12 protein-coding genes are annotated in these 12,392 nt (G+C 62.3%); 7 read left to right on the top strand and 5 right to left on the bottom strand.

The window, feature by feature from the left end; translation table 11 throughout:
- Positions 1-45 precede the first annotated feature (45 nt).
- The 7 genes from A9D60_RS06345 (at position 46) to A9D60_RS26515 (ending at position 8,204) form a co-directional block, all read left to right on the top strand.
- Entirely contained in the window at positions 46-594 is a 549-nt protein-coding gene (locus A9D60_RS06345) for a TRAP transporter small permease (protein ID WP_065266805.1), read from the top strand.
- A gap of 9 nt (positions 595-603) precedes the next feature.
- Positions 604-1,899 (top strand): TRAP transporter large permease, encoded by a 1,296-nt coding sequence (locus A9D60_RS06340; RefSeq protein WP_065266804.1) that lies wholly within the window; start codon positions 604-606, stop codon positions 1,897-1,899.
- Positions 1,899-2,645 (top strand): 5-oxoprolinase subunit B family protein, encoded by a 747-nt coding sequence (locus A9D60_RS06335; protein ID WP_065266803.1) that lies wholly within the window; start codon positions 1,899-1,901, stop codon positions 2,643-2,645. Before A9D60_RS06340 ends, A9D60_RS06335 begins: the two co-directional genes overlap by 1 nt.
- Positions 2,642-3,670: a biotin-dependent carboxyltransferase family protein gene (locus tag A9D60_RS06330; protein WP_065266802.1), complete on the top strand. Its 1,029-nt coding sequence runs from the start codon at positions 2,642-2,644 to the stop codon at positions 3,668-3,670. The genes A9D60_RS06335 and A9D60_RS06330 overlap by 4 nt, the downstream gene beginning before the upstream one ends.
- Entirely contained in the window at positions 3,667-4,440 is a 774-nt protein-coding gene (locus A9D60_RS06325; RefSeq protein ID WP_065266801.1) for a LamB/YcsF family protein, read from the top strand. The genes A9D60_RS06330 and A9D60_RS06325 overlap by 4 nt, the downstream gene beginning before the upstream one ends.
- 1,199 nt (positions 4,441-5,639) lie before the next feature.
- Positions 5,640-7,397 carry a calcium-binding protein gene (locus A9D60_RS27205; protein WP_065266800.1) on the top strand — a complete coding sequence of 586 codons (1,758 nt, stop codon included), beginning with the start codon at positions 5,640-5,642 and terminating at the stop codon, positions 7,395-7,397.
- A gap of 369 nt (positions 7,398-7,766) precedes the next feature.
- The gene (locus tag A9D60_RS26515; RefSeq protein ID WP_175392903.1) at positions 7,767-8,204 is read left to right on the top strand and encodes a hypothetical protein; all 438 of its coding nucleotides are present in this window, start codon (positions 7,767-7,769) and stop codon (positions 8,202-8,204) included.
- A 25-nt stretch (positions 8,205-8,229) separates the two neighbouring features.
- On the opposite strand, the gene maiA is transcribed toward A9D60_RS26515, so the two are convergent.
- The 5 genes from maiA to A9D60_RS06290 all read right to left on the bottom strand — a co-directional run bounded on the left by maiA (position 8,230) and on the right by A9D60_RS06290 (position 12,381).
- A complete protein-coding gene (gene maiA / locus A9D60_RS06310; RefSeq protein WP_065266798.1) occupies positions 8,230-8,862 on the bottom strand; it encodes a maleylacetoacetate isomerase in 633 nt (210 codons plus the stop codon).
- Positions 8,863-8,920: 58 nt separating this feature from the next.
- Positions 8,921-9,463 (bottom strand): VOC family protein, encoded by a 543-nt coding sequence (locus A9D60_RS06305; RefSeq protein WP_065266797.1) that lies wholly within the window; start codon positions 9,461-9,463, stop codon positions 8,921-8,923.
- Positions 9,460-9,675, bottom strand: coding sequence for a DUF2783 domain-containing protein (locus A9D60_RS06300; protein WP_065266830.1), 216 nt, complete (start codon positions 9,673-9,675; stop codon positions 9,460-9,462). The genes A9D60_RS06305 and A9D60_RS06300 overlap by 4 nt, the downstream gene beginning before the upstream one ends.
- Positions 9,676-9,680: 5 nt before the next feature.
- Complete coding sequence (locus tag A9D60_RS06295; RefSeq protein ID WP_065266796.1) at positions 9,681-11,291, bottom strand: FAD-dependent oxidoreductase; 1,611 nt, start codon at positions 11,289-11,291, stop codon at positions 9,681-9,683.
- Positions 11,292-11,430: 139 nt separating this feature from the next.
- A complete protein-coding gene (locus A9D60_RS06290; protein WP_019296669.1) occupies positions 11,431-12,381 on the bottom strand; it encodes an MBL fold metallo-hydrolase in 951 nt (316 codons plus the stop codon).
- Positions 12,382-12,392: the final 11 nt, after the last annotated feature.

Raw genomic sequence — 12,392 nt, 5'->3', positions numbered from 1 at the left:
GGACGCCGGAAGCGGCGTCCGGTCTCCTGGGGAGGAGGAGCGGCCATGCGGGCTGTGCTTGATTTCATCTACCGTGCGGCCGGCGGGCTGGCGGCACTGTTCATCGTTGCCATCGTGGCGCTGGTTTTCGCGCAGGTTTGCCTGAACCTCGCTGACAAGATCGCGGTGGCGCTGACCGGAACCGGCGTTGGCCTGACGATCCCGTCTTATGCGGACTTCACCGGCTTTTTCCTGGCCGCCTCGACCTTTCTGGCGCTGGCCTATGCGCTGCGCGCGGGCGGTCATATCCGGGTGACGCTGGTGACCAACCGTTTGCCTGCCGTTGCACACCGCGCGGCGGAGCTGGGCGTGACCCTGCTGGCGCTGCTGATGAGCGGCTATGCAACTTGGTTTATGGGGCTGTTGCTCCTGGAATCACTGGAGTTCGGCGACCGCAGCGCAGGCATGGTGTCGGTGCCACTGTGGCTGCCGCAGGTGCCGGTGGCGCTTGGCCTTGCGATCCTCACCCTGGCGCTGGCGGACGAGCTGATCTCGATGCTGCGCGGCGCGCTGCCCTCCTGGGAGGGCAAGGGCGAAAATCTTCTGAGCGAATAGGGGATCATCATGTCGGTTGCCGCGCTTTCCATCATTCTTCTGGTCCTTCTGTTCCTGTTCCTGGGCGCCGGCCTGTGGGTGGCTTTTGCCCTCTTGGGGGTGGGCATTGCCGCGATGGCGCTGTTCACCGAGGCGCCGCTGGGGCTGGTGATGGCCACCACCATGTGGGGCCACAGCAACTCCTGGGCGCTGGCGGCGCTGCCGCTGTTCATCTGGATGGGCGAGATCCTGTTCCGGTCGCGCCTGTCGGAGGACATGTTCACCGGGCTGTCGCCTTGGATGAACCGGCTGCCGGGGCAGCTGCTGCATGTGAACGTCTTTGCCTGCGGCATCTTTGCCGCGGTGTCGGGCTCCTCTGCGGCAACCGCCGCCACCATCGGCAAGCTGTCGATCCCGGAGCTGGCCCGCCGCGGCTATCCCGAAAAGCTGGTGATCGGCACACTGGCAGGCTCTGCCACGCTGGGGCTGCTGATCCCGCCGTCGATCATCCTGATCGTCTATGGCGTGGCGACCGAGCAATCCATCGCCCGTCTGTTTGTCGCGGGCGTGCTGCCCGGCGTGCTGCTAGTTGGTCTGTTCGTCGGCTATGTGGTGGTCTGGTCGCTGCTGAACCGCAGCCAGCTGCCGACCGAAGACATCGCCGCCACCTTCCGCGAGAAGCTGAAGCGCGCCCGCAGGCTGCTGCCGGTGGTGCTGCTGATCGGCGGTGTGATCGGTTCGATCTATGCAGGCATTGCCTCTCCCACCGATGCCGCGGCTGTCGGCGTGGTGCTGGCGCTGCTCCTCTCGTGGCAGTCCGGCTCGCTGACCCGGCAGAGCTTTACCGAGGGGCTGATGGGGGCAACCGTCACCTCCTGCATGATCGCCTTTATCCTGGCGGGGGCGTCGTTCCTGACCGTGGCGATGGGCTTTACCGGTATTCCGCGTATCCTGGCAGAGTGGATCGGCTCGCTGAACCTCTCCACCTTCACCCTGCTGGCGGCGCTGACCATCTTCTTTGTGATCATGGGCTGCTTCCTCGACGGGATTTCGGTGGTGGTGCTGACTGCCTCGGTGATCATGCCGATGGTGCTGGAGGCGGGCATTGATCCATTGTGGTTCGGCATCTTCCTGGTGATCGTGGTGGAGATGTCGCAGATCACGCCGCCGGTCGGGTTCAACCTGTTTGTGCTGCAATCGCTGACAGGGCGGGATATTCTGACCGTGGCCAAAGCGGCGCTGCCGTTCTTCTTCCTGATGGTCGTGGCGCTGGTGCTGATCGTGCTGTTCCCGTCCATTGTGACTTTCCTGCCGGAGCAGATGTGATGGCTGAGGTGAGCGCAGCAACAGCCGCCCCCGAAATCCGCACGGTGGGGGTGGACGGGATGCTGGTGAGCTTTGGCAGCCGCCTGAGCGAGCCGGCCAACCGCGCCGCCCTGGCGTTCCGCGCCGCCCTGGCGCAGGAAAGCTGGGATGGGGTGGAGGAGGTTTCAACCTCGCTGGTGTCGGCCTACGTGCGGTTCGATCTGCGGCATCTGGACCATGCGGGCCTTCGGGCGCGGCTGGAGAAGCTGCTGGCGCAGCGCGACTGGTACGCGGCAGCGCTGCCCCGCCAGCGCCGCCTTTGGCGGATTCCAGCGGTGTTCGGCACCGAACTGGCACCGCAGCTGCCGCAGGCGGCAGAGGCCGCGGGGATGACCGAAGCGGAGGCGGTGGCCTCGCTGTCGGCGGCGCGGGTCAGGGTGCAGACCATCGGCTTTGCCCCCGGCCAGCCCTATCTGGGCGAGCTGCCCGAGGCCTGGGATATCCCGCGCCAGACCCAGCTGACCACCCGCATTCCTGAAGGCGCGCTGGCGGTGGCAATCCGGCAGTTGGTGCTGTTCTCGGTCGCTGCGCCCACCGGCTGGATGCACGCGGGTCAGACTGCGGTGCGGCTGTTCCGCCCGGATGCAGAGGAACCGTTCCTGTTGCGGCCCGGTGACGAGGTGCAGTTTACCCCGGTGACACCGGAAGACCTGCAGGGATTGCGCGGCGATCCGCTGGGCGGCGCCAAAGCGGAGGCGCTGACATGACCAGCACATTGACCGTTCTGCGCGCCGGACCGGGGGTGACCGTTCAGGACGGCGGCCGCCCTGGCTGGCTGGAATACGGGGTCTCGCGCGGTGGTGCGGCAGATCGGCTGGCGCTGGCCGAAGGCGCGGCGCTCTTGGGCCAGGATGCGGATCTGGCGGCGATTGAGATGGGCGGTATGGGTGGCGAGTTCCAGGCGGACAGCGATTTGCGTATCGCGCTGACCGGCGCACCGATGCGGGCCAGCATTGACGGCACCGCCGTGGCCTGGAACGCCAGCCACCTGCTTCCCGCGGGCACGCGGCTGGCCATCGGCGCGGCACGCAGCGGCACCTACGGCTATCTGCATGTAGGCGGCGGCTTTCAGGCGCAGGAGATTCTGGGCGCGCGTTCAGCGCATCTGGCGGCGGGCATCGGCTCGCTGCTGGCAGAAGGCGACGGGTTGGAAACCGGCTTGGACAGCGGCCGCACCACTGGACTGGGGCTGGCAGCGGATGACCGGTTTGAAGGCGGCACCGTGCGGGTGGTGGCAAGCCTTCAGACGGCGCTGTTCCCGCAGAACGAGCTGGAGCGGTTTGAGCAGACGGTCTTCCAACGCGGGGCGCGGGGCAACCGGATGGGCGTGCCGGTGGAGAGCGATGGCGAAGGCTTTCGTCCAGAAGGCGCGCGCACAGTTGTCTCCGAAGTGATTACCCCCGGTGACATCCAGGTGACCGGCGACGGCACGCCTTATGTGCTTCTGGCTGAATGCCAGACCACGGGTGGCTATCCGCGGATCGGCACCGTGCTTCCTTGCGACTTACCCGTGCTGGCGCAGGCGGCGGCAGGGGCGGCGCTGCAGTTCCGATTCATTGCTCTGGAAGAAGCGGTGGCGCTGGAACAGGCCGAGGCGGAGCGGCGTGAGCGCCTGCGCAGTCTGTGCCTTCCCCTGATCCGGGATCCGCGCACCATGCCCAATCTGCTGTCCTATCAGCTGATCAGCGGCGCAATTGCCGGTGAAGATGATGTCTTGGAGGAAATGAGATGACCAGGACTGTCGATCTGAATGCAGACATGGGTGAAAGCTTCGGCACCTGGTCCCTGGGTGATGATGCCGGGCTGCTGGATATTGTGACCTCGGCCAATATTGCTTGCGGATTTCACGCTGGTGATCCGGACGTGATGGCCGCGACGATGAAGAACGCAGTGGCCAAGGATGTTGGAATTGGTGCTCATCCCGGCTTTCCCGACCTGCAGGGCTTCGGCCGCCGCCGCATGTCGGTGCCGAATGAGACCTTGGGGAACATGGTTCGCTATCAGCTCGGAGCGGCCCAGGCGATGGCGCGCGCTGCAGGCGGCGAAGTGCGGCATCTGAAGCTGCACGGTGCACTGGCCAATATGGCCTCGGAAGATCTGGCAATGGCGCGCACCTGTTATCAGGCAGCGCTGTCGGTGGACCCGCAGATCATTGTCATGGTACTGGCGGGAACCGCCCAGCAGCAGGCAGCACAGGAACTGGGGTGCAACACTGCGTGCGAGATCTTTGCCGACCGCGCATACAACGACGATGCAACTTTGGTGGATCGCAGGCTGTCTGGCGCAGTAATTCATGATCCCGGGGAAGCCGCACGGCGGATGGTAGAGATGGTCCAGGAAAAGGCCATTGTCACCGCCAGCGGCAAGCGTATCCCCGCGCGGATCGACACCATATGCCTTCATGGCGACACTCCGGAGGCCCTTGCGATTGCTGCAGCCGTTCGCAACGCGCTGTTGGGGAGCGGCGTACGCCTCGCCAAGGCCAATGGCGCGGTCCTTTGAGGTGCACCCAGGAAGCGCTTTCCGCCCCTGCCGGGGATATTACCGGCTGATTGGGGCCGCAATCCGTGCTGACCGGGATCCGCGCAGAAGTGGCACAGGCGCTGGGCAAGACCGGTGTGACAGGTGACGCTCAGACCCCTTCAGGCAAATTGGAGCGCAGCGTCGCAACTGCCCGCTAACTACTGGAGGGCTGAAGTGCCCTGGCGTGTTCCGGTCATAAGCCAGGGGGATGTGCTGATAGCAGCGTTTCAGGAAGAGCTGTCAGAAAGCGATATCGCAGCGTTGGTTTCCCTGCGCTGGACGCATAAGGCAATTGTTGGCATCCGGTCGGAAATTGCCATGGCAATGGTTCCTCTGGGGATCAATCTGGAGAGTGTTCCGGCAGCGCTGAACCATGGATCATGGAATGGAAAATTTACGGGACAGGTCGCGAACGTGGGGCTAAGTTCCCGTTGGGCCGAATATTTCCACCAAACTATTGTCTGCAGAACGGGTGGTGGAGGCGGTGGCACTTTTGAAATGAACGTGCGGCAGACGGTTGCGCCGTTAGCTGCGGCCTTTGCTGTGTGGCCGGCCTGGGCCCCGGCTAACCTTTTTTTTCGCAGGGAGACGAGCTGTGCTCACTGGTCCGGGGGGCGTTACCCGAGGCACTGGAGGTTTCGCAGGAACCCAGCAAGCAGGCTAGCCCCTAAAGCTCGACAGAGGGCACAGAATTGATTGCCTGTGCTATCTCGGCGTCGGCATTGGCCAGCGTGAGGCATAGGCCGGTTAAATCAGCATTTCAGCAGCGGCTGAAACAACCTGGAGCCGATGCAAATACTGAATGGATGCTGTTACACTGCAGTGCAATACTCTATCTGGCTTGGCGGGGCTCGGAAACGGGTGTCTGCCAAGATGGTTTCAGAAGGAGCATGCGGGAAACTCAGTTCGTAAATTTTGTCTGGATGCATGCTGCTCACCGAACGGCACGGCATAGAGATTTTAGTGTAAGAGGTGCAAGGCGGTGCCATTTTTGCATCTCTGCCCGGTAGTAAGAAAATCCTTGCGGCACTGGTCTGGAGATGGCGCGCAATTTGGGTTAGCTTGTTCTGGCATGGCGGGGCAACTGCCTGCCATTTTTCCCAAAGCCAAAGGTCTGGTCAGCAGCGGGTTGCCCCGGGCCGCGATTAATACACCTGCAAAAATTTGATGAGGCCGCCATGGCGACGATCACCTTTTACGAACCTTTTGTTGTCGGTACAGAAATTCAAGCAGAGTTTCTGGTGACAAGCAGCAGGATTATTTTTACAGGCGCCGATGGCTTTCGTGCAGAATACAGAGCTGCGGCGGGTTCGGAGTTCCAGCTGATTATTGGCCCGAACAACAGTTTCTCGATGAACGGCACTATTGAGTCCTACTATCAGTACCAGCCCTATAGCGTTACAGAGCTTACTTATTCTGTTACCGGTCTTTCGCTTGATGCTAACACCGTCGTTGCAGATCCAAACATCACTTCAGATGAGTTTCTGCTGCTTTTCTACGGCGGCTCCGATACTTTCTATGGTTCTGACCTGAACGATACCCTTTACGGCCTATCCGGAGCGGATCTGATCAGGGGTAATGGCGGCCAGGATCTGCTTTATGGCGGCACCGGATCCGATACCATTTATGGCGGATCTGAAGGGGATGCGATTTGGGGCGGCCTGGAAGATGATGTCCTTTATGGAGATGACGGGCAGGACACGCTGCGGGGTGAGACTGGATCTGACCAGCAGTACGGTGGAGCGGGCGGAGACCTGATTTACGGAGGAACCGGAGCTGATTTCTTGTACGGTGATGCCGGCGCAGACACTTTGGACGGCGGCTGGGGTGATGACCTTCTCTCGGGCGGCACCGGCGATGACGAACTGCAAGGCGGCATTGGCGCGGACATACTTTCAGGCGGTGATGGCGGCGACCTGATGCGCGGCGGCGGCGGCGATGACGGTTTGTGGGGCGATGCCGGCGCTGACCAGTTGCATGGCGGCGATGGCCACGACGCGGTCATTGGCGGCCGCGGGGCTGACTTTCTGTACGGCGATGCAGGTGCAGACACACTGGACGGCGGCTGGGGCGATGACCAGCTGTGGGGCGGCTCTGGCAATGACGAATTGCAAGGCGGGCTCGGGGCGGACACGCTGTCAGGCGGTGACGGAAACGACACGGTGCTCGGCGGCGGCGGAGATGACCGGCTGTGGGGCTGGGACGGGGCTGACTATCTGCAGGGCGGTGCGGGACATGATCAGCTGATGGGGGGAAATGGCGCTGATTTCCTGTACGGGAACGACGGCGCGGATACTCTGGACGGCGGCTTTGGCGATGACCGTTTGTGGGGCGGCACCGGCAATGACGAACTGCAGGGGGGTATCGGGGCGGACACGCTGTCAGGCGGCGACGGAAACGACACGGTGCTCGGCGGCGGCGGTAATGACCGTCTGTGGGGAGAAGACGGGGCCGACGAACTGCGAGGCGGGGCAGGACACGACCTTGTGATGGGTGGTGCCGGAGTAGACGCACTGTACGGTGATGAGGGGGCGGACACTTTGGATGGCGGCCTTGGATCAGATACGTTGACCGGCGGAGCGGATGCAGATGTTTTCGTCTTCGCCAGCTTCGATCAAAGCCGGGCTGGCGACGGTCAGCGGGATGTGGTTACGGATTTCGACGGCACGCAGGACCTGATCGACCTGAGTACCATCACGTCGGATGATGCCTATATCACCGTAACGCTTGATGATGGCGAGTTTGAACTGACGCCATCCAATGGAAGTTCATTACCGGATATTTACATTTACATTGATGGTCATGATGACGGGTTGCTCATCTCTGCGTTTGACAGCAGTGAAGATCAGCTCGACTTTGAAATCCTGCTGCTTGGTGTCACAGAGCTGACTTCGGATCACATTATCGGGCTTTCCGGTGGTCCCTTGGGGATGTAAGGAGCGCCGTCTCCTGTCGGGCCGGCTGGATCAGAGGCCCGCGATTCAGAAAACTTTGCTCCTAACGGGCGGAAAATTGAGGACAAAATGAAAAGCAGGAAACCCAGGGCCGTCCGCAAAATGCCCTTGTTCGCCGCACTGTTGCTGGCACCGGGGCTGGCTGAAGCCGCTGCAGTCAACGGCAGGGAAGTGTTGCAGGAAAACGCCGCGTTGTACCTGCACAAGGCGCAGGTTCGGGGCACGCCTTCGCCTTCTCAGTTCGGGGGAGACAGCAGCATCGGAGAAACAGGTGGTGATGCGGCGGAAGCGGACGGTGTGAGAAGCAGCAGTACTCCTTCCTCTGTAGGTCCGGCGTCTGTCACAAACTCCGTGACCAGCGCTGTGGTCGCGCAGATAAGTATCTCGTCGGCTGCATGTGAAGCCGTTGGCACGGCTTACAGAACAGACTGTCTGGCCAAGGAGCTGCAAGCACTGGTAAAGAAACTGCCTGCGCAAGGCGAATATGCCGCTGCACGCGAGGCGCTGGCCACCGCCTCCGCTGAACTGGCTGGCCTGTCGCGCCAGAACCGGGACAACAGCCAGCCGCGCTTGCGGATCACTGTTCAAGCTGACAGCGAGACTAAGCGCCGTCCGGTTTCGGCTGTTAAACCGGAGACCGTTGCTGAAACCAACGCCAAGGCGCTTGCCATTCTGGAAGACACCACAACAGTGCTTCTGCGCTCGGTGGAGGGCAACAACGACGTGGCGCTGCATTACCAGCGGATTGCCCAGGCACTGAATTCCAGCAAAGTTCTGCTGCGGTCCTAGTGAAGCGGCAAGCCGCCCGGCCCGGTCAGCCTGACTGTTCAGGGTAGGCGGCGGTAAAGGCAGGGTTGGCGGCGCAGGCCGCCTCCACCGCGCAGATCCGCGGCAAGTCTGAAAAATCCGCCTCCCAGCGGCGGGCGTTGTAAAGCTGGGGCATCAGGCAGATATCAGCCAGGCCTGGGGTTTCTCCGATGCAATACGGTGCCTGACTGAAGCCTTTCAGCAGAGTTTCAAACGCCTGCAGGCCGGGGTGGATGAAATGCTGCATCCAGGCTTTGGGCATATCCGCCGCGCCGCCGCTGAGCGCGGTGGCGTGTTTGGCAACTTGCAGGTTGCAGACCGGATGCACGTCAACCGCGACGGAATGCGCCAGTGCCCGTGCCCTGGCACGCTGGCCGGGATCTGCGGGCAGCAGGCCAAGGCTGCGGGTCTCATCCAGGTAATCAAGGATCGCCAGCGACTGGGTCAGGCGCATCCCGTCGATCTCCAGCACCGGCACGAATCCTTGCGGATTGCGGGCCAGATGCTCCCGACTCTTGTGCTCGCCCTTGACCAGATCCACTGGGACCGCGGTGTAGTCGATCCCGGCCAGGTTCAGCGCGATGCGCAGCCGGTAGCTGGCCGATGAGCGCCAGTAGTCATAAAGGATCGTGCTGCCCATCGGCGGTCTCCCGTGCTGAGAAGGCAGCCCGCCGGGCTGCCTTGGCTGTTTGAGTCTATCAGGCCTTGTTCAATTCCTTGGCGTGCAGCCACTCGGCATGTTTGGGCGCCTTCTTGGTCTTGGACCATTCATCCAGCATTTCCCATTTCACCGAGTCGAGCTTTTGCAGCAGCGCCTCTTCTTCCGGGTCGGGGCAGGCCAGCTCCACCCGGTGGCCGTTCGGATCGAAGAAATAGATCGAATGGAAGATCGAGTGGTCGGTGACACCCAGTACTTCGACGCCGTTGGCCTCCAGGTGCTCCTTGAACTGGATCAGGGTCTCGCGGTCCTTCACCTTGAAGGCGATGTGCTGCACCCAGACCGGTGTGTTGCGGTCGCGGTCCATCTCCGGCTTGGTCGGCAGCTCAAAGAAGGCCAGGACGTTGCCGTTGCCTGCATCCATGAAGATATGCATGTAGGGATCGGGTTCATGGGTGGAGGGAACATGGTCCTCGGCAATGGCCAGGACAAAGTCCATGTTCAGCATCTTGTTGTACCAATCCACCGTCTGCTTGGCGTCCTTGCAGCGGTAGGCGACGTGGTGGATCTGTTCGATTTTCAAGCGGAGTCCTCCCCGGTTTTCAGCGCGGCAGCGGCCAGCGCCTGTTTCAGGATCGCGCGTTTCCCAATGTGGTTTGCGAGCACCAGCACCAAGCGCGCGTTCAGCGCATCGCTTTCGTCTTTGCTTAGATCCTCATGCGCGGCCAGCAGATCGGCATAGAAATCGTCGGCGCGCTCGAGGTTGGAGGTCAGGATCAGTTGGTCTTCGGTCATGGTGATCACTCCTTGCCAATCGCCCGGCGGATCGCGTGCCGGAACTGGTTGTCGTCAAAGCTGGGACGGCGCGCGGCCACGTGCTGGTCCGGGCGGATCAGGTAGACGCCGCTTTCGGCATTGCCCAGATAGCGCTCCTTCAGCGCCAGCGTCTTGTCGTCCTTGATGGACAGCGCCAGCCGGGTCACCTCTACGCCTGCTTCTTCGATCACGTCCGGGGCGTCGGAGTCGATGGTCAGAAGGGTGAATTTGTCGCCCAGCTTGTCCAGCAGGAACCCGTCGGCCAGCGGCACGTCGGGACAGGGAGAGCCGGGGCGGGTGCGCTCCGGCCCGTCCAGCGCATCGGCCGAATTCAGCGGCGAGCCGTCATAGGTGCAGGGCACTGACAGGCGGCCGGAGTTCACCAAGGGGCGCGCGAATTCATACTGTTCCGACAGGTCCAGAACCGCATCGCGCAGCACCCGGCTCATCTCCGACTTGGGTGTGATGAAATCGGTGGAGCGCGAGGAGTTCAGGATGTTCTCGTCGGCGCCATGGATGCGTTCTATGTCATAGCTGTCGAGAAGGCTTTCCGGTGCCTTGCCGTCCAGCACCAGCTGCAGTTTCCAGCACAGGTTGTCGGTGTCCTGCAGGCCGGAGTTGGCGCCGCGGGCGCCGAACGGGGAGACCTGATGCGCGGCGTCACCGGCAAAGAGCACCCGGCCATGGCGGAACTGTTCCATCCGGCGGCACTGGAAGGTGTAGATAGAGACCCATTCCAGTTCGAACTTCACATCTTCGCCCAGCATCGCCTGCAGCCGCGGGATCACGTTCTCGGGGCGCTTCTCGCGCTCCTTGTCAATGTCCCAGCCCAGTTGCAGGTCGATCCGCCAGACACCATCCGGCTGCTTGTGCAGCAGGGCCGACTGGCCCTTGTTGAAGGGCGGGTCGAACCAGAACCAGCGCTCGGTCGGGAAGTCCGCCTCCATGATCACATCTGCAATCAGGAAGTTGTCCTCGAACACCCGGCCAACGAAATCCAGCCCCAGCATCTGCCGGGTAGGGGAGCCTGCGCCGTCGCAGGCGATCAGCCAGTCGGCTTCCAGATTGTAGGGGCCTTCGGGCGTATCGACTTCCAGCGTCACATGGCTGGGATGGGTGCCGATGGCTGAGACCTTGTTGCGGCCGCGGATCTCGATCGGCGCGCCCTGCTCCTGCAGCTCTCGGACCCGGTTCACCAGGTATTCCTCAAAATAATACTGCTGCAGATTGATGAAGGCGGGGCGCTTGTGGCCCTCTTCCGGCAGCAGGTTGAAGTCATAGACCTGACGGTCGTCGAAGAACACTTTGCCGACGTTCCACTGCACGCCCTTGTCCACCATCGGTTGGCCGCAGCCGAGCCGGTCGAGGATTTCCAGGGGCCGCTTGGCAAAGCAGATGGCGCGGGAGCCGAAGCTCACCTTGTCGTTGTCATCGAGCACCACCACTTCGGTGCCCTGTTGCGCCAGGTCGATGGCGGCAGCCAGGCCGATGGGGCCTGCCCCGATCACCACTACTTTGCGGCGCACGGGCGCAGGAGCATCCTGATCCGCATGGCGCGCGTAGGGGTACAACGGGACTTCAAAGATCTTGTTCATCAGGTCTCCTCCCAATTTCCGGGTGCCGTCAGGCACAGCTTCACCGTTTCCCGGCATGGGCACGCCGGGAGGATGGTCTAGCGTCTCACAGGTTCTGCCGGGGCGATACGATCTGGATCAAACCGCCCCGGTTGCAAAATCAGCCCTGCAGGGCCTCCCACATTTCCAGATCGCGCTGGGCGGTCCAGATACGGGGATGCGCAATGCCGCGTGCCTCGTCATAGGCGCGGGCGACGTTGAAGGGCAGGCAATGCTCGTAGATCGCGTAATCCGCGAACTTCGGATCGCATTCGGCGCGTACAGCATCCCAGGCTTCTTTCAGCGAACCGCCGCGTGCAGCGATGCGCTGAACCGGGCGGTAGGTGCTTTCGACGAAGTCGCGGGTGTTCTCGATGGCGGCATTGACCATCTCCTTGCCCACCAGCGCATCGCCGCGGCCCGGTGCAATCGCGTCCACGTCATAGGCCTTAATGTTGTCGAGCGTCTGGCCCCAATCGGCGAAATGCCCGTCGCCGCAGTAGCAGGCGGAGTGGTATTCGACGATGTCGCCAGTGAACATGACGTTCTGATCCGGCACGTGGATCACCGCATCGCCAGCAGTGTGGGCACGGCCGATCTGTTTGATGTCGACCCGGCGGTTGCCGAGGAAGACAGTCATCTGATCGGTGAAAGTTGTGGTGGGGTAGGTCAGCCCCGGGATGCTTTCATGGCCTTCAAACAGGCGCGGGAAACGCTGGAACTCGCTGTCCCAATCTTCCTGCCCGCGCTCCAGCACCATGTTGTATGCGGCATTTGACATGATCACTTGCTGCGCGCCGAACGCGCTGGCGCCCAGCACCCGAACCGCGTGGTAGTGGGTCAGCACCACATGGGTGATCGGCTTATCGGTGACCGAACGCACGCATTCGATTACCTTGTTTGCCAGCCGCGGGGTGGCCTGCGCCTCGACGATCATGACGCTGTCATCGCCGATGATCACGCCGGAGTTCGGGTCGCCCTCGGCGGTGAAGGCATAGAGCCCTTCGCCGATCTCATCGAAGGTGATCTTCTTTTCGGTCAGGTCCCCTTGGGACGCAAAAGCTTTTGCCATGGTGGTCTTCC

Source organism: Leisingera sp. JC1 (assembly GCF_001679925.1).
Lineage (GTDB): Bacteria > Pseudomonadota > Alphaproteobacteria > Rhodobacterales > Rhodobacteraceae > Leisingera.
Note: the sequence above shows the minus strand (reverse complement) of the source record. Positions and strands in the feature narration are given on the sequence as shown.

Excerpts from the sequence above, each read along its gene's own strand:
- A9D60_RS06300 (WP_065266830.1), bottom strand. The coding sequence starts at position 9,675 with ATGACCGAAGACCAACTGATCCTGACCTCCAACCTCGAGCGCGCCGAC.
- A9D60_RS06290 (WP_019296669.1), bottom strand. The coding sequence starts at position 12,381 with ATGGCAAAAGCTTTTGCGTCCCAAGGGGACCTGACCGAAAAGAAGATC.
- A9D60_RS27205 (WP_065266800.1), top strand. The coding sequence starts at position 5,640 with ATGGCGACGATCACCTTTTACGAACCTTTTGTTGTCGGTACAGAAATT.
- A9D60_RS06330 (WP_065266802.1), top strand. The coding sequence starts at position 2,642 with ATGACCAGCACATTGACCGTTCTGCGCGCCGGACCGGGGGTGACCGTT.
- maiA (WP_065266798.1), bottom strand. The coding sequence starts at position 8,862 with ATGGGCAGCACGATCCTTTATGACTACTGGCGCTCATCGGCCAGCTAC.
- A9D60_RS06340 (WP_065266804.1), top strand. The coding sequence starts at position 604 with ATGTCGGTTGCCGCGCTTTCCATCATTCTTCTGGTCCTTCTGTTCCTG.
- A9D60_RS06345 (WP_065266805.1), top strand. The coding sequence starts at position 46 with ATGCGGGCTGTGCTTGATTTCATCTACCGTGCGGCCGGCGGGCTGGCG.
- A9D60_RS06325 (WP_065266801.1), top strand. The coding sequence starts at position 3,667 with ATGACCAGGACTGTCGATCTGAATGCAGACATGGGTGAAAGCTTCGGC.
- A9D60_RS06335 (WP_065266803.1), top strand. The coding sequence starts at position 1,899 with ATGGCTGAGGTGAGCGCAGCAACAGCCGCCCCCGAAATCCGCACGGTG.
- A9D60_RS06295 (WP_065266796.1), bottom strand. The coding sequence starts at position 11,291 with ATGAACAAGATCTTTGAAGTCCCGTTGTACCCCTACGCGCGCCATGCG.